The 22,158-nt window shown below is 64.2% G+C and carries 22 protein-coding genes and 2 pseudogenes; 3 read left to right on the top strand and 21 right to left on the bottom strand.

The features are described 5' to 3' along the window. Window positions 1–32: 32 nt before the first annotated feature. From ACGGKE_RS02440 to ACGGKE_RS02355, 18 genes are all read right to left on the bottom strand, one after another. Complete coding sequence (locus ACGGKE_RS02440; RefSeq protein WP_239659667.1) at window positions 33–1,148, bottom strand: hypothetical protein; 1,116 nt, start codon at window positions 1,146–1,148, stop codon at window positions 33–35. 163 nt (window positions 1,149–1,311) lie between these two features. Next, the gene (locus ACGGKE_RS02435) at window positions 1,312–2,532 is read right to left on the bottom strand and encodes a hypothetical protein (protein ID WP_048575816.1); all 1,221 of its coding nucleotides are present in this window, start codon (window positions 2,530–2,532) and stop codon (window positions 1,312–1,314) included. A 291-nt stretch (window positions 2,533–2,823) separates the two neighbouring features. After that, window positions 2,824–3,120, bottom strand: a complete 297-nt coding sequence (locus tag ACGGKE_RS02430) for a type II toxin-antitoxin system RelE/ParE family toxin (RefSeq protein ID WP_048575817.1) — start codon at window positions 3,118–3,120, stop codon at window positions 2,824–2,826. Beyond that, window positions 3,117–3,398 carry a type II toxin-antitoxin system ParD family antitoxin gene (locus ACGGKE_RS02425; protein ID WP_048575818.1) on the bottom strand — a complete coding sequence of 94 codons (282 nt, stop codon included), beginning with the start codon at window positions 3,396–3,398 and terminating at the stop codon, window positions 3,117–3,119. Before ACGGKE_RS02425 ends, ACGGKE_RS02430 begins: the two co-directional genes overlap by 4 nt. A 62-nt stretch (window positions 3,399–3,460) precedes the next feature. After that, window positions 3,461–8,617, bottom strand: a complete 5,157-nt coding sequence (locus tag ACGGKE_RS02420; protein ID WP_140159559.1) for a helicase-related protein — start codon at window positions 8,615–8,617, stop codon at window positions 3,461–3,463. Window positions 8,618–8,795: 178 nt separating this feature from the next. Next, window positions 8,796–9,122 (bottom strand): hypothetical protein, encoded by a 327-nt coding sequence (locus ACGGKE_RS02415; protein ID WP_394439806.1) that lies wholly within the window; start codon window positions 9,120–9,122, stop codon window positions 8,796–8,798. A 115-nt stretch (window positions 9,123–9,237) separates the two neighbouring features. Further along, window positions 9,238–10,476 (bottom strand): hypothetical protein, encoded by a 1,239-nt coding sequence (locus ACGGKE_RS02410; protein WP_048575821.1) that lies wholly within the window; start codon window positions 10,474–10,476, stop codon window positions 9,238–9,240. Window positions 10,477–10,496: 20 nt separating this feature from the next. Then, a complete protein-coding gene (locus ACGGKE_RS02405) occupies window positions 10,497–10,976 on the bottom strand; it encodes a hypothetical protein (protein ID WP_048575822.1) in 480 nt (159 codons plus the stop codon). Between the two features lie 64 nt (window positions 10,977–11,040). Continuing rightward, window positions 11,041–11,313 (bottom strand): hypothetical protein, encoded by a 273-nt coding sequence (locus ACGGKE_RS02400; RefSeq protein ID WP_048575823.1) that lies wholly within the window; start codon window positions 11,311–11,313, stop codon window positions 11,041–11,043. Beyond that, on the bottom strand, window positions 11,310–11,585 hold the full coding sequence (locus tag ACGGKE_RS02395) for a hypothetical protein (RefSeq protein WP_048575824.1): 276 nt from the start codon (window positions 11,583–11,585) through the stop codon (window positions 11,310–11,312). The genes ACGGKE_RS02400 and ACGGKE_RS02395 overlap by 4 nt, the downstream gene beginning before the upstream one ends. A gap of 63 nt (window positions 11,586–11,648) precedes the next feature. Beyond that, window positions 11,649–11,870, bottom strand: coding sequence for a hypothetical protein (locus ACGGKE_RS02390; RefSeq protein WP_086485516.1), 222 nt, complete (start codon window positions 11,868–11,870; stop codon window positions 11,649–11,651). Between the two features lie 168 nt (window positions 11,871–12,038). Beyond that, window positions 12,039–12,797: a PRTRC system ThiF family protein gene (locus ACGGKE_RS02385; RefSeq protein WP_048575826.1), complete on the bottom strand. Its 759-nt coding sequence runs from the start codon at window positions 12,795–12,797 to the stop codon at window positions 12,039–12,041. Beyond that, on the bottom strand, window positions 12,787–13,449 hold the full coding sequence (locus ACGGKE_RS02380; protein ID WP_048575827.1) for a PRTRC system protein A: 663 nt from the start codon (window positions 13,447–13,449) through the stop codon (window positions 12,787–12,789). The genes ACGGKE_RS02385 and ACGGKE_RS02380 overlap by 11 nt, the downstream gene beginning before the upstream one ends. After that, window positions 13,446–14,261 carry a PRTRC system protein B gene (locus ACGGKE_RS02375; protein ID WP_048575828.1) on the bottom strand — a complete coding sequence of 272 codons (816 nt, stop codon included), beginning with the start codon at window positions 14,259–14,261 and terminating at the stop codon, window positions 13,446–13,448. Before ACGGKE_RS02375 ends, ACGGKE_RS02380 begins: the two co-directional genes overlap by 4 nt. 8 nt (window positions 14,262–14,269) lie before the next feature. Continuing rightward, a complete protein-coding gene (locus ACGGKE_RS02370; RefSeq protein ID WP_231923290.1) occupies window positions 14,270–15,280 on the bottom strand; it encodes a hypothetical protein in 1,011 nt (336 codons plus the stop codon). A 154-nt stretch (window positions 15,281–15,434) separates the two neighbouring features. Further along, window positions 15,435–15,641, bottom strand: coding sequence for a PRTRC system protein C (locus ACGGKE_RS02365; protein ID WP_048575830.1), 207 nt, complete (start codon window positions 15,639–15,641; stop codon window positions 15,435–15,437). A 47-nt stretch (window positions 15,642–15,688) separates the two neighbouring features. Further along, entirely contained in the window at window positions 15,689–16,123 is a 435-nt protein-coding gene (locus ACGGKE_RS02360) for a PRTRC system protein E (protein WP_048575831.1), read from the bottom strand. A gap of 36 nt (window positions 16,124–16,159) precedes the next feature. Continuing rightward, window positions 16,160–16,675 carry a hypothetical protein gene (locus ACGGKE_RS02355; RefSeq protein ID WP_394439799.1) on the bottom strand — a complete coding sequence of 172 codons (516 nt, stop codon included), beginning with the start codon at window positions 16,673–16,675 and terminating at the stop codon, window positions 16,160–16,162. A gap of 188 nt (window positions 16,676–16,863) precedes the next feature. Here ACGGKE_RS02355 and ACGGKE_RS02350 point away from each other — a divergent pair. Next, window positions 16,864–17,990 (top strand): IS3 family transposase gene (locus ACGGKE_RS02350; RefSeq protein ID WP_394439797.1). Its coding sequence is split into 2 segments (ribosomal slippage): window positions 16,864–17,095 and window positions 17,095–17,990, totalling 1,128 coding nucleotides; the frame shifts between segments, so codons are not numbered across the junction. A 223-nt stretch (window positions 17,991–18,213) separates the two neighbouring features. Here the strand turns inward: ACGGKE_RS02350 and ACGGKE_RS02345 are convergent. The 3 genes and pseudogenes from ACGGKE_RS02345 to ACGGKE_RS02335 all read right to left on the bottom strand — a co-directional run. After that, window positions 18,214–19,029: pseudogene (locus tag ACGGKE_RS02345) on the bottom strand (PRTRC system ParB family protein); the annotation flags it as partial. A 90-nt stretch (window positions 19,030–19,119) separates the two neighbouring features. Then, window positions 19,120–19,614 (bottom strand): toprim domain-containing protein, encoded by a 495-nt coding sequence (locus tag ACGGKE_RS02340; protein ID WP_394439795.1) that lies wholly within the window; start codon window positions 19,612–19,614, stop codon window positions 19,120–19,122. Continuing rightward, window positions 19,515–19,781, bottom strand: a pseudogene (locus ACGGKE_RS02335) (Tn3 family transposase); the annotation flags it as partial. The gene ACGGKE_RS02340 and the pseudogene ACGGKE_RS02335, both read right to left, overlap by 100 nt. Before the next feature lie 103 nt (window positions 19,782–19,884). Between ACGGKE_RS02335 and istA the strand changes: the two are divergent. Together istA and istB are read left to right on the top strand one after the other, a co-directional pair. Then, window positions 19,885–21,399 (top strand): IS21 family transposase, encoded by a 1,515-nt coding sequence (gene istA / locus ACGGKE_RS02330; RefSeq protein WP_394436753.1) that lies wholly within the window; start codon window positions 19,885–19,887, stop codon window positions 21,397–21,399. Beyond that, window positions 21,386–22,114, top strand: coding sequence for an IS21-like element helper ATPase IstB (gene istB / locus ACGGKE_RS02325; protein ID WP_037482228.1), 729 nt, complete (start codon window positions 21,386–21,388; stop codon window positions 22,112–22,114). The genes istA and istB overlap by 14 nt, the downstream gene beginning before the upstream one ends. Window positions 22,115–22,158: the final 44 nt, after the last annotated feature.

The following is a 22,158-nucleotide window of genomic DNA, read 5'->3' as shown; positions in this document are numbered from 1 at the left end:
TCTGACGCTTCACTTTGGTGCGGAGCGGTCGGTCAAGCGGTCCCCAGCAAATCGGCCGCCCACTCGGCGATCCAGGCGTCGGTAATTTGATCGTGGGAAATTTCGCCGTCCATCACGAGCGCCCGAATCTCCTCTCGCGCGGCGGCAACGGCGGCTTCCCAGCCTGTCGGAAGGGGTTCCGCAGGCAACGGCAGCGGCAATGACGATTGAAACCCGTTCCGAGGACGCGCGAGCCGGGCATATTGCCGTTCGGTCCAGCGTTCCATGTGGTCGGCGACGAAGTGGTTGGTCTTGGCGTGTCCGTCGAACAGCGCGGACATACGCGCCGCATAGGAGAATGCGCTGCTGTCGACCGTGATCTTGCGATGTTCGAAAGCGCGCAAATGACTAAGAGCCGGGCCTTTGATCCCGAAACCGTGGAGCGGGTGCGTGGAATCGAGATGGCGGTCGAGTGTTTCGAACACGGCGAGAAGGCCATCCTCCCCGTGCACGGCGCGCCGACAGGTCGATCCGATCGCAACCGTTTGTCCCGGACGCAGGATATGGGCGATGCCATCGAGACAGCGCACATAATCGCCTGGTCGGCGGCCTTGCAAAACTGGCATGAAATTCGAGACGATACCGGCGTCGAGTGCGCGGGCATGGCATTCGATGTTGAGGCGAACAGTGCGCGCGATCCGATCGAGCACTTCTTCACGGTCGCGCGCGATCTCGGGTTCGACGCAATGATCGAGGCTTGCCCAGAGCCGCCAGGGGTAGGCGGCCGCCAGCCCTTCGACATAATCCTCGACGGTCCATGGGAGGCCTCGATATCTTGATGCGAGGACGAATCCGGCGGAATCGAGCATGATCGAAGCGAGGCCATGGGCGTTGGCAAGCTGCCTCAACCGCCAACCGGCCCATTCACGCCCGCCGTCACATTGCCGCCAGCGTGACAGGCTGTTCGCGGAGATGAGGACGGGAAGCTGCAACGCGCGCGCGCGGGCGAGCAAGGGCCCCTCCGACAGGCCGGGAAGGCCGACGATGATCTCGATGGGGGTGCCCGCGGCCAACCGAGGGGCAACGTTCGAAGAGTACACCGGTGATCGGTCCGCCTGGGACAAGCCGGCGGGCGGCTGCTGGAAGCGAGAGGGGATGTCATAGGGCATGAGGCCAGTTCCTGCCGTCCGGGCGCATCAGCACGCCCGCCTCAAACCCTCCCTCTCCTCTTCGGTCAGGCCGTCGCCGCCAGAGGCTGGGCGACCGGCGGTTGCCCGGGATCGATCATGCCAGGAGATTCCGGCCGCCCCAGCGCGCCGGTGCCGCGCGCGATCACGCGTCGACGGCTTGTGCGGGAAGCCGCGGCTCGAGATGGTTGCGAACGAAGCCGCGTGTGATGCGCAGTTCGCCGGACGCGACCTTGGCAAGCTGCTCCTCGAAAGTAAGCTTGTGCGTCGCGGCCGCTTCTCGTGCTATCCTTGCCTCCTCTCGCCGCGTGTCCTGCCAATGTGCTTTCGCCTCAGCGAACCCCATACAGCCGAGGAGGCGCCGGAACGCGTAGATCTCCTGAGGCGAAGCCGGAGGCCAGCAGGAATTGCGCATGGGCGCGTGGCGAACCCGGCCAGGACGCCTTGGAGGCGGCAGGGCCCGGCCTTCGCCCGCCAGTTCGGCGGCGAAGGCGTCACGAAGCCGATAGGCTGTCGAGGCGCCAATCGCGAGTTCGCGCGCGGCTCGCTGGACGGGCACCCGATCGAGGAGCATCGCGCGCAGAAGGTCTTTCTGTTCATCGGTTACGAAACGCGCGCTTTCAGCATGCACATGACGGACCCCGCAGCTATCGCATCCAGGAAGCGACTCCCCTTTGCGGCGCAGACTTCGGATAAGGCGGCCCCTGATCCTGGTGCAGCTCGTCTTCGACACGCCGGTGCGCTCGGCGATCTTCTGTGTGCCGAGCCCCTGCAGGAACAGCTCCTCGACCTGCCTGCGCTTTGCCGGCGACAGTTTGACGCCGCTGTAAGCCTCGCCGCCGCCCGGCGGGGGCAGCGCGGCCTTGCCGCGTGCGAGCAGTTCACGATTATATCGCCGGCGCTGCTCGGAAACGCAGGCGGCCGAGACGCCAAGACGCAACTGAATGTCGATGCCCTTGTAACCCTTCTTCAACGCATAGCGCAGTCGCTCGATACCCTCAGCCGTCAGGCGCCCATGCTGATCGCGCTCTGCCGGACGGTATCCGCGCCGGACACAAAGGGCGATCGTCACCGCGTTGCAGGCGCTGGCTTCGCAGATACCGAAATGTGTGCCGATCGCGCTGAACGACCAGTTCTCGACCTCACGCAGCCGGATGGCTTCGTCGAGGTTCTCACCGCCAAGGCGCGGCCTCGGCGCGGGATTTCTATGGGCTGTCTTCAGGCCGAGCTTGTGAGCCTTGACCTGCAAGGCATGGACGCTTCGGCCCGGAAGCCGCTGCGCGACGCTGTGTCCTTCGGCAGGATAACAGGCACGCAGCGTAACGATTTCCTGCGCCGTCCATGGCGCGGATCTTGGGATGGTCATGGGAAGGACTCCGGTGCTAGGAGCGCCTGCCCTGGAGCAACCGCGGTCGTGATGGTCTGCGGTCCATTTGAACAGGCCTCGCCTGCTCTCTCCCCTCTCCCCTTCCCATGCGCCGAAGACCAGGCGCGTGAACCTGTGTGTCAATATGCTCCGCAGTCGCCAGGACGACTGGAGCCTATTGATGATACCGCGCTCGGCGCCGTCCGTTGGGGGTGGCTGCATAATGTTTCATGCCGACAAACCGCAGCATTGACAGCAGACAGCACGGGCGCTTCGTGCGCGCCGCTCATCTCAAAGTAGGTTCAAGGCCCGGTCGATGTCCTGTCCTGGTCCAAGGATTCGGACGACACCTATCCGATCGCCTGCGACACGATAGAGTAAAGCATAGCCGCGATAGGACCTGCGTCTGATACCGTATCGTTCGTAACGCGGAACCAGCGGAAAGCCCTGTGGCATCTCGGCAAGGCCCTGTGCGGCGCTCTCGAGCTCTGCGATGAAGGAGACTGCGCGCAAGGGATTATCCTGCGCGATGTAGCGGCCGATCGCGCGTAGATCGCGCTGGGCGGCCGACGCCAGTATGACAATCATTGAAGCGGGGTCTGGTGGCCTTGAGCTTCGATTTCGGAGGTGAGCTCCCGACAGAAGGCCCCGAGCTCACGGCCGCCGCCGCTCTCCAGTTCCTCTACCGCTTCCTCGACTGAAGCATCAAGCGAGCTCAGCCAGCGCTGTTCATTCTCCGTGTCCGCCTGGTCACGACGGATTAGATCGCGCACATAGTCACTGACACTTGCATAGTGCCCCTTGTCGATGCGCTTCTGGACATAATCGCGCATCGGATCGGGCAATGAAACATTCATGGACGCCATTGACGTATCTCCTGAGGTCATAATGGCACAAATTGCCATTGATAGCCAGACCGATGTGAGCATCAGGCAGCAACGGCGGCTTCTTGTGGCACCGGCGTGCCTGCGCCGTCCAAAAGCGGGGGCAGCGGCGCGTCACCGTCATTGTCCGCGTTGAACTCGCCCTTGGTGCTCGCCAGCTCGGCCTCGAGCTCGGCGAGTTCGTTGAGTTTTTCGTCGAGCAGGGCGGCGTCGGGAAATGCTTGCCCCAAGCGAGCCTCGAAGGCGGGAAGACGCCGTTCGTTGGCTTCGAGACTGGCCCTGACGACGGCGAGATCCGTGTCGAGATCGCGGATGGAGGACTCGATCCGGCCGATCACCGTGCTCGGCCGCGTCTTCTCGGTCACCTCGAAGTCGGCGTGCTCGCCGTGATGCTGCATCGCGATCACGGTGCAGAGGTAGCGCCGTCCATCGGGGTCGAGGGCCTCGTAGCCCGAGAGTTCCAGGCCGATGCCGTTGAAGGTGCCGAGCGTCCAGCGCGCCTCGGCGCGACCTTTCCGCATCCGGTGCGCATATCCGAGGAGACGTTCGCCGGCAGCCTTGCGATCGGTCATCATCGTGCCGTCGCAATCGAAGAGGATCTCATCCACCTTCGTGGGAACACGATGTGCAAGATCGGCCTCGAGCCTGGCGATCTGCTTGTGGCAGTCCTCGATCTCGCGCGTCGTTCGCGTGATGGTCCTGCGGATATTATACTGGTCGTCGACATGGGCATCGCGCAGGCGCAGGAGCCGTGCGACCTCGGCATCGAGCCCGGCCTTCTTCATCAGGCGGTCGTCGCCCGACGCGAGAGCCTTGGCCAGCGCGAACTGATTGACGTTGGAGCTGACGTCCTCGATCCGCCGGATCGAGCGGTCACCCGACATGGCCATGTTGATGAAGCGGGCCTTGCGCTCGAGCATCTGCCAGTTGGTCGCGTCCATCGAGCCGCTGGTGGCGTAGCCGTAAAGCTCGATCTCGTCATTCTGGTTGCCCTGGCGCTCGATGCGCCCTTCCCGCTGCTCGATATCGGATGGCAGCCAGGGAACGTCGAGATGATGCAGGGCTTTCAGGCGCTGCTGCGCGTTGACGCCGGTGCCCATGGTCGCGGTCGATCCCAGAACGAACCGCTTGCGCCCCTGGTTGAGATCGTTGAACAGGCGCTGTTTGGCGCTGTTCTTCTTGTAATGCTGCATGAAGGCGATCTGCTCGGCCGGCACGCCCATCGCGACAAGCCGATCGCGGATCCAGACATAGGCGGAGAAGCCGCGCGTTTCGAGCGCGGCCTCGGTGCCGAGATCGGAGAAGATCATCTGCACCGCGCCTGAGAGCGGATACGGCTTGCCGGTTTCCGGATCGATGTAGCGATAGTCGGCCGTCTCTTCCCAGATACGATAAGCATTCTCGATCAGGAGATTGAGCTTGTTGCCCTCCTCGTTGCCGACATCCGCGTCGACGAACCGCAGGTCGATCGCCGAGTGGCGGCCATCGGTAATCACCGACAGCAGGATGTCGTCGCCCTTTTGCGGCCGGCCGCCGCGGGTCTCGATGGCCTGGATGCGTTTGGCGAGCACCCGCTGATAGGCTTTGAACGGCGCGCCGGATTTCGCGACGACGATCTGCCGTTTGCCGCCCCTGATGGTGGGGAGCTTGACGTACTGGCGCAGATCATCCTTCAAGACGACATCGGCGACGCTGCGATACATCGCCATCAGGTCGGCGACGTTGACGAACTCGCAGAAGCGGGTGACGGGCTTGTAGCTGCCGCTCGGCTGGAGTTCGAGTTCGGTGCGGGTGTCTCCGAAGGCAGACGCCCAGGCGTCGAATTCGTGCAGGCCCTTGGCGTGAAGCTCGTCGGGTTGCATGAAGCGCTGCAGCGTATACATCTCGCCCAGCGTGTTGGTGATGGGCGTGCCCGATGACAGGATCAGTTCGCGTCCGGGATTGGTCCCGGCGAGATAACGGCTCTTCACGAACAGGTCCCAGGCACGCTGCGAGCCGACCGGGTCGACGCCCTTCAGGTCGCCGAGATTGGTGGCGAAGGTCAGCTTGCGGAACTGCTGGGCCTCGTCGACGACGATCTGGTCGATGCCGATCTCGCCAATATGGACGAGGTCATCCTTGCGGGACTGGAGATTCTCCAGCCTTTGCTTCAGTCCTTCTTTCAGGCGTTCGACGCGTTTGCGCGACACGCGGTCCTGGCTGTCGATGCCGGTGATCAGCACCTCGTAGCTGTCGAGCTGGTGCTCGATCAGCTGCTTCTCGAAAGATGACGGCGTGGGCACGAACTTGAACGCATCATGCGTGATGATGATCGCATCCCAATTGCCCGTGGTCGCGCGCGCCAGGAACCGCTGCCGCTTCTCCTTCACGAAGTTCGTGTCGTCGGCGACCAGGATGCGCGCGGTGGGATAGAGCATCAGGAACTCGCGCGCGATCTGCGCGAGGCAATGGTTGGGCACCGTGATCATCGGTTTGTTGGCGAGGCCGAGACGCCGCTGCTCCATCACTGCGGCGCAGAGGCTGAAGGTTTTGCCCGCGCCGACGCTATGGGCCACATAGGTCGAGCCCGACGCGATGATCCGCCAGACGACGCGCTTCTGGTGATCGCGCATGCGGATCGTCGTCGACGCGCCCGGCAGCTTCAGGTGCTGGCCGCTGAAGCTCCGGGGCACGAGATTGTTGTAGGCATCGTTGTAGATGCGGACCAACCGATCGGCGCGTTCGCTCTCCTGCCAGACCCAGGTCTCGAAGGTCGACTTGATCTTCGCCAGCTTCTCTTTGGCCGCTTCGGTGTCGACGACGTTGAGCTCGCGGCGTTCCGAACCGTCGGCGTCGCGGTGGACGTCGTAGATCTTGGGAATGTGGGAGTTCAGCGCGTCTTCGAGCAGGTCCGCCGCGCTCCGGCGGGCTGTGCCCCAGGTCGAGGAGGAACTGACGTGCCCGGCGAACGGGGCCTTGTCGACCGTCCAGCTCGCCAGCTCCACCGTATGGAGGATCCGGGTCTCGACCTCCATGATTTCGAGGATGAACGCCTCGATGACATCGACCGGAATCCAGGGCGCGCCGAGACGCGCGGTGATCTCGCTGGGCTTCAGATCGACCGGCTGGACCGCTTCGAGCGCGGTGGCGACAGCAGAAAATCGCGGATCGGTCCCGGCTTTCTCGCGCGCGAGGGCGAGCTTGGTGCGAACCGGCCCGGAAAGGACCTCGTCGGCCGTGACCCAGTGATCGAAATGCGGTGTGCTGCGGACGGGGTCGAGATAGATGTCCCCCGCAAGATCGGTGAGCGCCTCGGTTTCGGTAACGCCGAGCATCTGAGCGATCAGGGGCAAATCGACGCGGCCGCGGTCATGGAGCGATAGCGCCAGGGCATCCTGCGCCGAATGGATTTCATGGGTTACCGGCGGCTTGACGACGCATTCGGTGAAGATCGGACCGGGCGTGCCCGTGTCGCTCGCCTCGTCATAGGTCTCGATCGAAGCGACCAGCCAGACGTCGGGGTCATCGAGGAAGGGCTGAAGGTTAGGGCGGCGCTGATACTCCTTCTCGGCCCCTGTCTCCGGATCGGTGCGGATGCTGGTGATGGTGCGGTTGATCGGACCGTATTTTTTCGCGAACTGCCGGTAGTGGGTGAACAGCGCCTGCTGAAGGGCATCATAGGGCCGGTCGCCCAACTGCGCGCGCAGGATCGCGCGGACCGTATCGCGGATCGGGATGAGGGCCTTGATGATAGCCGCGTGCTTGGGAAACAGACCAGCGCCGCCGCGGCCGGATTTGACGCCGACCACGGTCGGGGTGCCATTTATGATCTGGTGGAGGACACCGCCGGAAACCAGATAGCTGCCTTCCTTGAACTCGGCTTCGTCCGCGGCGGTGCCGACTTGCACATCCAGGGTGGCGCTTGGCATGTCGCGCAGGGATGTGGTGCGCTCGAGCGGCTTGCAGGCGCCCGCGTGCTTCGATGCGATCGCGGACAAGGTGGCCGCGAGGACGACCGGGAGGTCTGCGTCGGGGTCGGCCGCGCAATTATAGTCCATGCCGAACTGGCCGCTGCGCCATTCGTGACGCCCCAGCACATGATCGGGATGGTCGAGGAAATAGCGGTTGATCCGCAGCGGCCCGAAACCTTCGTCGCTGTCGGGGATCTCGGCCAGCTCGATCCAGTTCTGCGTGCGTGGAAGGGCATCGGGGGTGTGTTTCTGGAAAAGCAGGATATCGACGACGACGTCCGTGCCCGCCTCTTGCCGCATGGCCTTGCCCGGAAGGCGCACCGCGCCGAGGAAATCGGCAATGCCGTCGATATGGTGGCGGGCTTTGGGATCGCTCTTGTCGAGCGAATAGCGCGATGTCACAAACAAGGCGATGCCGCCGGGCCGTAGATGCTCGAGCGATTTGGCGATGAAATAGTCGTGAAGCGACAGGCCGAGCTTACCGAGTTCGGTCCGGTTCTGGATGGTGAGGTTCGAGAAGGGCGGATTGCCGATCGCGAGGTCGAAGTCGGCGGGCAGGGGCGCCTTGTCGAAATCGACGCAGCGGATGACCTGATTGGGATAGAGCGCTTTTGCGACGCGAGCGGTGACGGGATCGTTCTCGATGCCCACGAACAGCGTGTCCTGCGACAATGCATCCGGCCGGAGCCCCATGAAGAGGCCGCTGCCGCACCCCGGTTCCAGAACCTGCCCACCGGTAAAGCCGAGGGTCCGGGCAGCGTCCCACATGGCGCGGATGATGTATTCGGGGGTGTAATGCGCATATTGCGTCGCGCGTTTGAGAGACTGGAGTTCGACATCGGTCGTCTCGGCGACCAGGGCCTGCCCTAGTTCCTCCCAGCCCTCGCGATATTCTTTCCCGCGGCGGGCGAACATGTTGTTGGCAAGTTCCGACGCGCCGAAGCCGATGAACCTGGAAATCGCCTGCTGCTCGGCCGGTGATGCGGACCGTCCTTCGCGGTCGAGCAGGTTCAGCAGCCGGATCGCCTCGACATTGTCGCGTGCGCGTTCCTTCCATGAGGACGCCAGGGTCCGCCCCGCCGATAGGGAGAAATCAATAGCTGCCTCGACTGGCGGCCGGGCGGTGTCGACGATGGTTGCCGAAAAGAGCGTCGGCTCCGGATCGACGGGGGCGGCTGGCTTGGCGGGCGCGACCGGCTGGTCGAAGTCGAGGCACAGCTGGAGAGCCAGCGCGGATGCACTGTTTCGCATGGAATGCTTCCTTTTCGGTGGTCTTGCGGGCGCGGCGTGGCGGCCCGGTCGGATGTCAGGGGGGCTGCGGCCTCACGCCGAGCGGCGGCTCAAGCGGGCTTGTTACGTGCGCGGTTGGCAATGATTTGGCTGACTGCCCCTGGCGCTGCGTGATCGATGGGAGGCCGGGCGGTTTCGATCAGAGGTCCAGGATCGCCCCTTTGAGGACGGTATAGAGGCCGACCTCAAACCGAAGCTTTTGAAGCATCCGGAATTTGGTGTCGCGGCGGGCATCGACGTGGAAAGCGCTACGTCCGGTGTCCGCTTCCTTGATCCCCGTCGAGAGACTGGGGTAGGTTTGTCCGGCGCGGGGCCCCGTCATGATGCGGGCGATTGAGCGGCAGTCGAGGGTGCGATCGAGCGCGTATCCCAGATCGTGCAACTGCTGCTTGATTTGGCTGAGAGTGACCGGATGCCGGCCTTCGGCGGCTCGGGCGTCAAGCTCGTTGGCAAGGGCAGAGTTCATTGGCGGAAGTCCTTCGTCGAAAATACCGCCAATCCTCCTCCCCCTTCCCATCCATGACGCGTCTGCTCGAAAGGCGGCATCTGCGTTTATGTCCCGCCGGGCCGGAAATGCGGGATCAGCCCAGGCGAAGCGAAGCCGCATATTGCCGCAGCAGGTCGGCCATCGCGGTTCGGGCATGCGCCTTGTTGCCGATCACGATCTCGGGATGGAGTTTCTCGCCGAACGGCGTGCGATAGCCATGGGCGAGATCGCCGCTCGCATCCTCGATCACGATGCGGTGGCCGCGAGGTCGCGCCGGACCGGCATAGCGCGCGGTGAAATCCCCGAGGCGTCCCGACAGCCCGGCCGCCATTTTGGACCACCGGATATGGCCGGCGGCGAACTGGTCGCCGGGCGCGCGGCCCCGGGCGAGCCAGAGGCGAAACTGCGCGCGCTGCTGGAGCACCGAATTGCGGGTCCGCTCCATCGTTCGCGCGAGCGGCAGGATATCGGCATCGGCATCGAGCCGGTCGAGTTCCGCATCGTCGGCAACGATCAGGATGTCCGTATAGTCGCCCTGGCGCAGGATCTGGCGGAGCGCGGCGCCATCGCCGGGTGGCGGGGCCGACAAGCCGGATAGCGGATGCAGCCCGGTTTCGGCGCTGATGACATATTGGGCCGCAGCCTCATGTCCGGGCCGTTCGCTCAGCATCGCGAGGATGCCGATCGCGCCTGTCTCGCGCTCCGAAGCGCCGAGCAGCAGCAGGCGGCGATGCCATGACACGGGCGCCGGGGTATCGGTCGGGCCTGGCCATTGGCTGGGAAGCGGCCGGGCGGCGCGCGGGTTTTCAGGGTGCGCGATCTCGGATGGGGTGACCGCCAAGGACCGCCGCGCGGCATCGAAGATGTCGTCGGGCTGACCGCCGCCATCCAGAAAGCCCTGGTGGTAGGCGGGTCGGCGGACGTCCTGTTCCCCCGCGCGGCATGGTGACGGTGGACGCGATTCCCATCCAGCCTCCGCAGCATAGCGACCGTCAGCATAGGCGTAAGAGGCGTCCCAATCATAACCACGAACGTCGCGGGCATGGAGGATGAAGGCATTGCGGCTGTCGGTGCTGCCCTCGGCAATCTGGCGTTCGATGCAGGCGAAGTTCGCGAATTGGCGCTGGCGTTCGGTCTCCAGTCCGATCGCTTCGTTGAGCGGGCGAAGCGCCTGAACACGCTCGCGGGCACGCGCCATGCGCTCGTCCAGGGGCGCGTCGTTCGGCAGGTCGGGAAAGCGGCGCCAAGCGTCGGCGAGCGCATGCGCGTGGTGGGCCGGACGGCCTTGCGCCATCCAGCATCCCGCATCGGCGGGATCGAAGTCGTTGGTCATCGGCGTTCCGATCCGGGCTGTCAGCGGCTGGCGAGCAGCACGTCCAGGGCGCGCGCGAACACATCGTCGCCGGCGTCGTTGACAATGACGGCATCGGGATTGGTGGCGCGCACGGCGCGGGTGACGATCGCCAGTGGCCGCTTGCGGAGCGGATATTGCAGGATCTGATCGCGTTCGATCGCGATCAGATTGGTGCGGAGAAGGCGTTTGAGGCGTTTGCCTTCGACGGCGCGCATCAGAAGGTCGCTCACCTCGATCTCAAGATCATGATCGCAAGCGAGGTCGTCGCCAAGGCTGCGCGGGAGTCTATTGGCCGTCAGCCAGGCATTGACTTCAGCTTCGGTCCATCGGCCGACCTGACGATAGAAGTCCGCCCCGCCCGTTCCCTGGTTGCGTGCGTGGAAGGCAAGCTCGCCGTCGATCCAGACCTCGGCTGCAAAAGCGGCGGTTTCCTGCGAGAGCGCGGCATTGTAGGAGATGCGCCGTAGTTCGATTTTCATGGGGGATGCTCCAGACCGCTCCACCAAACGGAGCGCCTTTCCCTTCCTCCTCCCCTTCATTCGGTCATGTTGGGCAGTCCTCGCGACTGCGGTATTCCGCATCGTAGAAGCAGCTGTTCTCGAACTCCGGATCGTCCGCTTCGTCCACCAGAAAGCTGGTGATCTCTTCGGCTGGCTGCGCGTCGAGCACCGCCGCAGCGTTGGGAAGGAGACGAACAGGGAAAATCCCTGTCCCGACGATCGCTGCCGCTTGCCGCATGGCGTCCGCATGATCTTCCGCGGTCACCGCGACCTTGACCCGGATCGTCGTGTAGACATGGACATGGTGCGGTTTCATGCCGGTAGCTCCGACCAGCCACCGGCGGCGCTGATCCAGACCATCCCAACCGCGCCGGGACGCGTCTCGAACCTGTCACTATCCCCGGCGAGGGCATAGCGGACGATGATGCTGCCGCGGTCGTTGGCGCGCAGCGGCGCTCTTCCGCCGAGCACGATCAGGTCGCCGCCCCCGCCCGGCATGTGAACCACATCGCCGGGTTTGACCTTGGCGGCGAGAACGCGGCCAATCGTATAGTGGAGTGTCCAGTTATCGTCAGTAATAGGCGTCATGCACACTATCCTTCCAAAAGAGAGAAACAGGGACGGGTGGGACTACTTGGGCGGAGCTAGCCGCTATCCTTCAACCGTGATTTCGTCCGTGTCGAAATCAGTCAGTTCTTCCGGGTCGATCAGTATCTCGGTGAAATCTTTCGCGCCGGGAACCTCCCAAGCAGCGGGGCTTTCCCGGGCCGTCTCGATTGCCTGTTGCGCCGCAATTTCCGCATTTGGTGCGTTGATCACGATACGTTGATTGACCCACGGCCGCGCGATCACCTGGACTTCAAATTGAGGCATATTTGTTCTCCTTTAGTCTCGCTCAGCGGTGTCAACGCGACCCGTGAGTGCGCCATCTCGGGGGTAAAAAGCGGCGGCACCGATGCGCTGTTGCCCAAAGGCGGCCGGTTTCCGGATGGTGAGCCGTCGGCAGGCCGTCGAAGACATGCCGTCCGAGCGAATACGGCTTCAGTCGTTGCGCGGCAGCGGAATCGGGACCGCCTGCCCGCTGGCAAGATTGATGAAACCGCCCGCATGGCCGATCGAGCCCCGGCCGAGCAGGTCGAACAGCAGCGCGAGGGCGTGGCTCGCCATGACGCGGTTGACGAACAGCGACTGGCGTTCAAGCGCCTCGGCAACAGAACAGGACGGGGCGTTGTCGTCAGGCACGCTGTCGTCGGCGAGTTCGGGGAAATATTCGAGTACGGTCGGAAGCCGTGCGCGAACCTTGGCGCCGGCCCGTGCGGGGCAGCCAACCAGAAACTGTCCGTCACTCGAGCGATTGCCGAGGTCCATCCAATAGGCGGGACCGTTCCGTTCATCAGCAAGCGCCGCTCCGATCGCACGGCGGGCCGAGGCCGTGTCGACACAGGTGATGAGGATATCGGCGCCGTCGACGCCGACCTTGCCGGGCGCGCGTCCGTGAACCGCCTTCCAGGCGAGGCCATGCGCAAGGTTGATGCGCTCGATGAGCGTCCGCGCCTTTGAATTGCCGAGATCGCAGCGAAAGAAGGGCTGCCGGCCGAGATTGGCCTCGGTGACGATATCGTCGTCGACCACGGTGACGTGCAGCGATCGCGAGGAGATCTCGCGCAGCGCCATGTCGAGCGAGGCGAGTCCCATAAGCATCTGCGCGCCGTTGCCGCCGCAGCCTATGAGCAGAACCTTGAGCGTGCGGTCGCCGAATGCGGCTGGAAGATAGTGGCGGGCGCTGGTGTCAGGCGGCATGATGGTCTCCTGCAAATGGGCTGCGCGGCAGCGGCAGGAACATGCCGCCGGCGCAGAGGCGCGACGCTCTTGTGGGACCGTCGAGCTGGTCCAACCGGCCGAACACGAGCGATATCTTCGTCGCGTGCGCGTCGTCGGCATCGTCGGTGGCGCTGAAGAAGGCCGGCCCGGTGCCATGGCTATGGATGTCGCAGATCATGTGCCAATCGGGCGGCAGGACCGGCGTGCGATAGACAAGGCGCGAGGGCGTGGCCTCGTCGATGACGGGAAAGTCCAGGGCGAACTCGCGCGAGGCCTCGTTCCAGAGAATAAAAGCCGCGCTTTCATTCGGTAGGGCCGCGCGCAGCGACTCGAGGACTGATGTGAGGAATCCCGCGGGGATGAACCCGCAGCGCAGGTCTGCCTTTGGGCCGCCGACGCTACCATAAGGCAGGTGCGCCGCAATCGGCCGTGTGACCGGAATGTCGAGCGCGAGCCATGGACGGCGCAGGATCAGGAGGACGCCATCCGTCCCGACAGCGAGGCCGCGCCCGACCCGAGCGGCGCGTAGTGCGTCGAGCGCCGGCGATCCGCCATGCAGCGGGACCGGATAGCAGGGCACATCGGCAAGGAGCGCGGCAGCCGTGGGATCGTCGGCGAGCAAGGCGGTCATTTCGCGCCTCCGATGATTCTGCCAACGGTTACTGGTTCGGTCGATGAGCGCCGTCCCTGCCGGGCGCCGGCGCCAAACGGCTTGAGGCGCTTGATCGGAAAGCGCTTCGCACGGCGGGCGGCAAGACCGTCCCAGAGCCGGACGAGGCCGCCCTTGCCGCTGATGGTGAACTCCTGTCCCGGATTTGGGTGCGTCGACCAACTGTCGAACACCGCCCGCTCGAACTCCGGGATGGACGAAATGGCGAGCGCGCGCGGTGTCGGGATATTGCCCCAGCAAAGCGATCCATTGACGAAGACGTTGAGGATCGGTGAGTGCAGCACGCGCGTGTCGGCGGTCGGACGCTCGTTCACGGGCAGCGCGTAGACACCGAGGCGCGACCCGGTGGCGATGAACAGATGTGCGGGATAGGGCACCGGCACGACCGTTCGTTCCGTCAGGACCTGAAGCCCCGCCAAACGCGTCGACAGGTTGAAATAGGCGGGGCGCACCTGTTCGGGAACCCACCAGACAAGCATGTCGGGGTGAGCGACCAGTATGTTTTCGGGCAGGAGTTCGGGTCGGACTGTCCGCCCGAGGGCTTCGGTCCATTGCCGCAGATGCGCGCGAGAGAGCGGAACGCCCGCGGCTATCGTCGGCCGGCCCTCGTCGTCATGCTCGACCGCGTGCATGCTGGCGAACGCCCCCGCATCCCCGCGGTGGGCACCATAGGAGCTGAAATTGCGCGGCCCTTCGCTGCGGTAGAGCAGGATCGCGCCCCTCAGGACCAGGCCGCCGCCAGCGGCTTCGAACTGGGTAGAATGTTCGGACATTGGACACCTCAGAGTTTGGCTGGATCGACCTGGATCAGCTCTTGTGCTGCGAGCAGGAATTCCGCGCCGAGCCGTACGGACGCGAACCAGTCGTCGATGTGGTGTGCATCCCGCAGCGGGCACAGCCCGGCGACCTCCATGAAGCCCATCTCCATGCCGTTGCGGGCGACATCATCGAGTTCGCGCGCGAAGTGATCGAAGGGAACGAGCGTGAGCGGCGGAAGGGACGAGCATTCCTCGATGCCGGGGATATAGTCGTAGGCGACCTCGAGATCGAAGTCCCATGCGTTGCGTTCGGGCCGGAGAGAGCCGACAGCTTTGTGCGCGGCGTGAAATCTCTTGAGTTTCTGCCGCAGGCCTGATGGGAGCCGCGCTGAAGGCGCCGCGTTTTCCTTGATCATCCATTCGGGCCGACGCGCGTTCATTTCGGACGGCAGCGTAAGTTCGTCGAGCTCGTCCGCGTCCGCGCCGTGATAGGCTATCAGGCTTTGCCGCGCGCGTTCGTCGTCGGTCTCGCCATCCCAATAGTAGATAGATATCTCGTTGAAGAGATCCTCGTAGCTGAAGATCGGAAGGACGCGGCCGAGGCACTGCTCGAGCGCCCTGTATGCGGCGGCGCGCCAGGGAATGGGCGCATCGCCGGTTTCGATCCATCCCAGTTCGATCTGGCCCAAGTTCTGGCAGATCACGGCAATCGCCGGCGTGCCGTCCCCCTCCTTGAGAATGACGGCGACCCTGAAGTCGGCGATTTCGATGGGATCGAGGATCTCGAGCACGGCGGCGTTGAAAATGCCTTCGATATGCTGACGGGCCGCGGCGCGCGTGTATAATCCCGACGACGCTTCCCGCGCGGCGACCCAGCGGCCGATCAGCTTGTGATGCGGCGGCAGCGGCGCATCGAATATCGCGGGGACATCCGCCGAGATCGCGACGGCGCGCCCCGCGAGGTCAGCCGAGCGGCGGGAGGGGCAAGCCGGCCGGGCATGCAAGCGGTTCCGGGGTTTCGCGGTTCCCGTCATAGGGGTCGGAGAGGATCCGCGCATGGAGCGCCTTGGCCTGACTGCTGCAGGCAGGTTGGGAGATATCAGCCGAGTTGCCATCGTTCTCGATCCATTCGATGAGGCTTTTGCGGGGTGCGGCCGGGATAGCCGCGCGTTTAGCGTGCGGCATGGGTCAGCCCTTGGTGCCGACCGCGCGGCGATATTCGGTCACGTGCGCCGTGCCCGAAACGCCGACGTCGATCATCTCGGCGTTTGTTATCGCCGGGTAGAGGGTGGCGTGATAGGCGCGCAGGGCATCCGGGTCACCCGCGAGATGCGGCGGCACCGGAAGGTCGATACCGTCGTAGCGATAGGCGCGCGTGAGTTGATTAACCTGCATATGAGATCTCCGGGTTGGTGATGAGGGAACGGGTCGAGCGGATCGGCTCAGAACAGGGTGGCGGGTTCATCTGCCTTGGCGTCAGCCGGGGGACTGGTCGGCGTCTCGATCTTCGGAGGGCTGGTCGGAGCGGGCGGCTTGGTCGCCGCAGCCTTGGCGGCCTTTGCCTTCGCAGCTTCCGCCGCGGCGGCCCTGGCGTCTTCGTCCGCCTGCCGCTGCTCGGCAATCTGGTCCGCGAGCGTCCTGCGCGTGGCGATGAGCTGGCCGAGCGCGCCGTTCGCGCCGCGCGCCAATTCGGCATCGATCTCCTCGGCGCTGGCCGTGATCGAGATTGGCCGGGTCTCGCTGCCGTCGAGCGCGGCAGACTTTGGGCCCGCCTTACGCGGAATGATCGTCAGGGTGACGGTCTCGTCGGGTCCGGCGACCATGTCGAGACCGAGCGAATAGCGGACGAGCAGCGGGAGCAGGCTTGTAACAAGCATGTCGGTATCCTTTGTCTGGGAGTGTGGGGAAGCCGGTCAGGCAGCGAGTTCCGCGATCGGCGCTTCGGCCTGGTGGGCACCGCGGTCCGGGGGCGCACCATAAGTGCCGTCGAGGGTAATGGCGCTCGGCAGGCGCCCGGCCCAATCGAAGCCGATCCGATTGAGCATGCCGGTAATCAGCTCGGGCTTCTTTGAGGCGAGCATCTTCGCGAACCGCTTCTCGCCTACATGTGCGACAAGGCCGCATTCCTGGGCGATGAATTTGAGCTCGCCCTTCGTGTATCGCTCGAGAAACGACTGATCGACCTGCCAGCTTGGCCGAAGGTCGACCTCGAACATCCTGGCGAGATCGGCGACATGGCCGAAACTGACCACATCCTTGGCGTAGGCGGCGCCGATGACGGACAGCACATTCGCCGCGCGGGCGTCGGGCAGCGCGCGGATCGCGGTGATCTGGGCGCTGTAGTCGAGCTCCGGAAACTCGGGGCCGACCAGCAGGCCGGCGCGCGACGTCAGCGTATTGGACTTGATCTGCGAGAGCGTGCCCGACATCGCCGCGACAAGGATGGTCGTGCGAGCCTGCTCGGCATTGCCGGCGAGCGCCCGGGCAAGCGCGGTTCGCCACATCGCCTCGCGAAGCTCGGTGGTGCGGGCTGCGATCGACCTGGCGGTGACTGGACTTGTAACGGATTTGTGCCGGTCACCTGAGCGTTTTATGCTCGCAACAGGAGACCGACGAGATGATGAAGCATAGTGAAGATTTTAAGCGAGAGGCGGTTCGGATCGCGCTGACCAGCGGGCTGTCACGGGAGCGGGTTGCCGCGGATTTGGGGGTCGGCAAGTCGACGCTTGGCAAATGGATTGCTCACTATCGCCCGACAGATTTGGTGGCGGAGCCACAGGCCGATCTGGCCCGTGAGAATGAGCGCCTGCGCCTGGAAAACCGTATCCTCAAGGAGGAGAGGGACATTCTAAAAAAAGCAACGCAGTTCTTCGCGAGCCAAAAATCGTGAGGTTTGCGTTCGTTCATGAGCACCGCGATCGCTGGCCGGTTGAAGGCCTATGCCGGGTCTTGCAGGTGTCTACGCGTGGCTATCGGGCATGGGCGTCACGCCCGACCTGCCAGCGCGATCGCACAGATCTGAAGGTGCTGGCGCACATCCGCGAGCAATACACCCTGAGCCGCGGTACTTATGGTCGGCCCCGGATGACGATGGAGCTCAAAGAGGCGGGTCTCGATGTGGGCGAGCGTCGTGTGGGACGGCTCATGAAGATCAATGGGATACGGCCCATTCGCACCCGTCGCCACAAGGTTACCACCGATAGCCAACACCACCTTGGCGTTGCCCCCAATTTGCTGGACGGGGATTTCCTGGCCGCTGCGCCGAACCAGAAATGGGCAGGCGATATCAGCTATATATGGACCACCGAGGGCTGGCTTTATCTGGCTGTCGTCATTGATCTGTTCAGTCGGCGTGTCGTTGGTTGGGCAGTCAGCGACCGGATGAAGAAAGACCTGGCAATCAGGGCGCTGGAAATGGCCATAAACCTGCGTCAACCGCCCAAGGACTGCATTTTCCATTCTGATCGCGGCAGCCAATATTGCTCTTACGACTTCCAGAAAAAACTGCTGGCCCACGGTTTACGGCCCTCGATGTCGGGCAAAGGTAATTGCTACGACAATGCGGCTGTCGAAACCTTCTTCAAAAGCCTGAAGGCCGAGGTGCTCTGGCGCCAAACCTGGCCAACCAGGCGTCAGGCCGAGACCGCCATCTTCCAGTACATCAACGGCTTCTACAACCCACGTAGGCGCCATTCATATCTGGGCGGCATCAGCCCCCTCGCATTCGAGGCCAAGGTGGCATAGTGAGATAGGTGACCGGCGCAAAACCGTTACAAGTCCAGACAGCTGGCTTGTCCGCCGCACTGGCGTTGGTTGCGGGCTTGACCGGGGCGGCGGGCGTCGCGGCGCGCGTACCGGCGCCATCCAAGTTCAAGGTGGTAGCGTCGGAACGCGGCTGAGTGTCGGGCGATGACGTGGTGTCCTCGATCCCATCACTATGATCGTCACCGTCGTCCGTCTCGACGGGGGGTGGAGCCGCGGCCCGTGCGGCCTTCGCGGCGCGTTCTTCCTGTTCGAAACGGATCACCTCGGCGGCTTCGGTCTTGAGTTCGAAGCACGCCGCGTTGGTGCAATAGCCGTCGTCGACATGAGTTTCGAAAAGCGCGCGCTGCGTGGCCGAGTTGAACGGGCAGCTCGTGCATTCACTTTTGTCGAAGCGCGCGCCGCCGAGATGCTGCGTGACGCGCATAAGCAGTTCGCGCGTCTTGTTCACATCGAGAGCGGCTTTCAGGATCGTATCGAGGGCCTTGTCCTGCTTGTCGCCGGGAACCGCAGCGAGCAGTTCAGCATGGCCGAGCTTGATCCGGCGTTCGTCGAGCGCGGTTTTGACCACCTCGGAGAGATTGGCGAGCGCAAGGCGGCGATCGAACTTATCGCGCGACCATCCGAGCCGCCGTATGGCCTCGGCCCGGTCGCCCTGGCACGCGGCAAGGTAGCGGACAGCGGCATCCGCCTGCTCGGTCTCGGAAGGATCGTCACGATCGTCGTTCTCGGCGATCGCGGCTTCGAGGGCTTCCTGGTCCGTCATCTCGCGGATGATGACTGGCACTTCGCCGTCGGCGCCGTAGACCTCTAGCCCCGCCCGGTAACGGCGCTCTCCGCAGACGATGGCGAAGACGTCGGCTCTCGGGCGGAGCAATATGGGCTGAATAATGCCGCGCAGCCGGATCGAGGCGACCATTTCCTCGTGCTTTTTCCGGTCGAAGTAGCGGCGGGGATTGTCGCCCTTCACGATTCTGGATAGCGACAGTGTGGCGGGATAGCTCTGTTGTGGCGAGGTCAAGGCTCGTCTCCTTGTGGAATTTGGCGGGCTGATCAGAGCCGCCTCGGCGTCCCGCCGCGCGTGCCTGAATGTGCGGATCGCAGCCGACCGTCAGGCCACCTGCTCCAACCACCTCCCTCCCTCTCTCCCTTCTGCGCGATGCAGGTCGTTCCAGTCGTTGAAGCCGCCGCCGGGAAACCTGGTCTCGATCACAAGACCCGGCCGCGTGTGCGCCTGCCGGGCGCGTCGCGCGCAACGGCGACCCGGAGGATCATCGTCAGGGAGGAGAATAAGATGCTCGACCCGCTCGGGTATTGTGACCAGAGGCAAGCGATCGGACCCCAACGCGGCCCAAACCGGAATGCCCAGCCGAAGATGCGCGGACCATGCGGTCTCCCACCCCTCAGCGAGGCCGAGCACGGAAGTTGCGGTACCAAAGCGAACCGCGCCGCCGAGGGGTCGGCCCAGCAGCCGTTTCGGCCTCTGTACATTATTCGGACACAGATTCACGGTAGCGGCTTGATGAGCAGCGGCATGAGGCCATCGGCATCGAGGTCGAGGCTCTCGGACCAGATATAATCGCCGGTGAGATTGATGCGGTCCCATCCCAGCGGCGACAATCGGGACAGCATGGCGGGATCGACAGGTGTGCCGCGGTGCCGCAGTTCATCGACGGCACGACCGAGATAGCGGCAGTTGAAAAGAATGATGGCGGCCGTGACGAGGTTGAGCGCTGCCGCGCGGGTCTGCTGGTTCTCCAGGCCTGTGGATCGGCGTGCAAAAAGGACCCCGTTAGCGGGGTGATCGGCGTCTAAAAGGGACCCCTCATTTCGATAGCTTACACAGCCGCGTGGAAGTTCATGCGGCGAGATCGGGATGTTGGTTTTGGAGACAGTGGTTCGTATCCGGCGTGAGTATGCCGGCGGGAAGGCGATCAAGGCGATCGCGCGTGATCTGCATGTGTCGCGGAAGGTAATCCGCAAGGCGATCCGGGCGCCGGAAGGCGCATTTGATTATCGACGCAAGGTTCAGCCGCTGCCGCGGATCGGTCCGTTTCAGGATCGGCTGGATGTGCTGCTGGAAGAGAACGAGGTACGGGGCCGACGTGACCGGCTTCGGATGACCCGTATCCACGACCTTCTGGTGCGTGAGGGTTTCGAGGGCTCTTACGATGCCGTGCGCCGCTATGCGGCGCGGTGGAAGATCGAGCGGCGCAGGGATGTCGGCGACGGGACGACGGCCTTCATTCCGATGCTGTTCCAGCCCGGCGAGGCCTACCAGTTCGATTGGAGCCACGAGGATGTCGAGATCGCCGGCAAGCCGATGCGGGTAAAGGTCGCGCACATGAGGCTGTGCGCATCGCGGGCTGTGTATGTCCGGGCCTATCCACGCGAGACCCAGGAGATGCTGTTCGACGCGCATGCGCGCGGCTTTGCCTTCTTCGGCGGCGTGCCCCGGCGCGGCATCTACGATAATATGAAGACGGCGGTGACGAGCGTGTTCACCGGCAAGGACCGGGTGTTCAACCGGCGGTTCCTGATCATGGCCGACCATTATATGGTCGAGCCCACGGCCTGCTCGCCGGCGGCGGGATGGGAGAAGGGTCAGGTCGAGAACCAGGTGCAGACGATCCGGGGACGCTTCTTCCAGCCCCGTCTGCGGTTCGCCAGCCTCGAGGAGCTCAATGGCTGGCTGGAAGCTGAGTGCCGACGCTGGGCCGAACGGCAGGCCCATCCTGAGCAGGGCGACCAGACCGTGGCGCAGATGCTGGAGATGGAACGTCCTGCATTACAGTCGATGCTGGGGCCGTTCGACGGCTTCAACGAGAGCGAGCACGGCGTGTCGGGCACCTGCCTGATCAGCTACGATCGCAACCGTTACTCGGTCCTCTCGACGGTGGCGCGGCGCACGGTGCAGGTTCGGGCCTATGCCGACCGCATTGTCGTGCGATGCGGCGATGAGGTCGTCGCTGAGCATCCCCGCTTCTTCGGGCGGAACCGCACCATCTATGATCCCTGGCACTATCTGCCGGTGCTGGCCCGCAAGCCCGGCGCTTTACGCAACGGCGCACCCTTCCAGGACTGGGAACTGCCGCCGGCGCTCGCCCGGTTGCGACGCAAGCTGGGCAACGGCGATGATGCCGATCGGCGGTTCGTGCGCGTGCTGGCGGCCGTGCTGACCGATGGCCTGGAACTCGTCGAAGCCGCCGTGCGGGAGGCACTGGCAACCGGCACGGCGAGCGACGACTTGATCCTCAATATCCTGGCACGGCGCCGCGAACCGCCGCGACCGCTGACGATCGTCACGTCGGAGGACAATGCCCTGCGGCATCCGCCGATCGCCGACTGTTCCCGTTACGACCAACTGAGGAACTTCCATGCAGCGGCATGACATGATCGACGCGATGCGCGGGCTCGGACTCAAGGGGATGGCCGGCGCGTTCGATGAGGCCGTCACCACAGGGCTTCAGCGCCAGCGCACGACGATGGAGATACTGACCGATCTGCTGCGTGCGGAGGCAACGCACCGCCACGCCGCCTCGATCCGATACCGGATGGCGGCCGCCAAGCTACCGGTGGTGAAGGACATTGATGCCTTCCACTTCGAGGGGACGCCGATCAACGAGGGGCTGGTCCGTTCGCTGCACGGCGGGGCGTTCCTGCCCGCACGGCGCAATGTCGTCCTGGTCGGTGGCACCGGCACCGGCAAAACCCATCTGGCCATCGCCATCACCGCCAATGTCGTCCGCGCTGGAGCGCGGGGGCGTTACTTCAACACCGTGGATCTGGTGACCCGCCTCGAAGAGGAAGCCCGGATCGGAAAAAGCGGCGCGCTTGCCGCCCAGCTCTCTCGCCTCGACCTCGTCGTGCTCGATGAGCTTGGCTATCTTCCCTTCGCCCGTTCAGGCGGGCAGTTGCTGTTCCATCTGGTCAGCAAACTTTACGAGCAAACCAGCGTCATCATCACGACCAACCTGGCGTTCGGGGAATGGCCGACGGTGTTCGGCGACCCCAAGATGACCACCGCTCTCCTCGATCGCGTCACCCACCATTGCGACATCATCGAGACCGGCAATGACAGCTGGCGCTTCAAGAACCGAAACTGATCCCCCGCCGCACGCCGGGATTAAGATGCTTTGCGCTGCGCGCG

The organism is Sphingobium naphthae (assembly GCF_043589935.1).
GTDB lineage: Bacteria > Pseudomonadota > Alphaproteobacteria > Sphingomonadales > Sphingomonadaceae > Sphingobium > Sphingobium naphthae_A.
This window is presented reverse-complemented; position numbering and strand designations above follow the sequence as displayed.

Bases quoted from the DNA above. Each gene is read 5' to 3' on its own strand.
- ACGGKE_RS02370 (WP_231923290.1), bottom strand. From the start codon at position 15,280: ATGACGGGAACCGCGAAACCCCGGAACCGCTTGCATGCCCGGCCGGCT.
- ACGGKE_RS02435 (WP_048575816.1), bottom strand. From the start codon at position 2,532: ATGACCATCCCAAGATCCGCGCCATGGACGGCGCAGGAAATCGTTACG.
- ACGGKE_RS02410 (WP_048575821.1), bottom strand. From the start codon at position 10,476: ATGACCAACGACTTCGATCCCGCCGATGCGGGATGCTGGATGGCGCAA.
- ACGGKE_RS02395 (WP_048575824.1), bottom strand. From the start codon at position 11,585: ATGACGCCTATTACTGACGATAACTGGACACTCCACTATACGATTGGC.
- ACGGKE_RS02360 (WP_048575831.1), bottom strand. From the start codon at position 16,123: ATGCTTGTTACAAGCCTGCTCCCGCTGCTCGTCCGCTATTCGCTCGGT.
- ACGGKE_RS02365 (WP_048575830.1), bottom strand. From the start codon at position 15,641: ATGCAGGTTAATCAACTCACGCGCGCCTATCGCTACGACGGTATCGAC.
- ACGGKE_RS02430 (WP_048575817.1), bottom strand. From the start codon at position 3,120: ATGATTGTCATACTGGCGTCGGCCGCCCAGCGCGATCTACGCGCGATC.
- ACGGKE_RS02385 (WP_048575826.1), bottom strand. From the start codon at position 12,797: ATGCCGCCTGACACCAGCGCCCGCCACTATCTTCCAGCCGCATTCGGC.
- ACGGKE_RS02355 (WP_394439799.1), bottom strand. From the start codon at position 16,675: ATGTCGGGCACGCTCTCGCAGATCAAGTCCAATACGCTGACGTCGCGC.
- ACGGKE_RS02375 (WP_048575828.1), bottom strand. From the start codon at position 14,261: ATGTCCGAACATTCTACCCAGTTCGAAGCCGCTGGCGGCGGCCTGGTC.
- ACGGKE_RS02420 (WP_140159559.1), bottom strand. From the start codon at position 8,617: ATGCGAAACAGTGCATCCGCGCTGGCTCTCCAGCTGTGCCTCGACTTC.
- istB (WP_037482228.1), top strand. From the start codon at position 21,386: ATGCAGCGGCATGACATGATCGACGCGATGCGCGGGCTCGGACTCAAG.
- ACGGKE_RS02400 (WP_048575823.1), bottom strand. From the start codon at position 11,313: ATGAAACCGCACCATGTCCATGTCTACACGACGATCCGGGTCAAGGTC.
- ACGGKE_RS02405 (WP_048575822.1), bottom strand. From the start codon at position 10,976: ATGAAAATCGAACTACGGCGCATCTCCTACAATGCCGCGCTCTCGCAG.
- ACGGKE_RS02415 (WP_394439806.1), bottom strand. From the start codon at position 9,122: ATGAACTCTGCCCTTGCCAACGAGCTTGACGCCCGAGCCGCCGAAGGC.
- istA (WP_394436753.1), top strand. From the start codon at position 19,885: ATGTTGGTTTTGGAGACAGTGGTTCGTATCCGGCGTGAGTATGCCGGC.
- ACGGKE_RS02390 (WP_086485516.1), bottom strand. From the start codon at position 11,870: ATGCCTCAATTTGAAGTCCAGGTGATCGCGCGGCCGTGGGTCAATCAA.
- ACGGKE_RS02425 (WP_048575818.1), bottom strand. From the start codon at position 3,398: ATGGCGTCCATGAATGTTTCATTGCCCGATCCGATGCGCGATTATGTC.
- ACGGKE_RS02340 (WP_394439795.1), bottom strand. From the start codon at position 19,614: ATGGGACCGCATCAATCTCACCGGCGATTATATCTGGTCCGAGAGCCT.
- ACGGKE_RS02380 (WP_048575827.1), bottom strand. From the start codon at position 13,449: ATGACCGCCTTGCTCGCCGACGATCCCACGGCTGCCGCGCTCCTTGCC.
- ACGGKE_RS02440 (WP_239659667.1), bottom strand. From the start codon at position 1,148: ATGCCCTATGACATCCCCTCTCGCTTCCAGCAGCCGCCCGCCGGCTTG.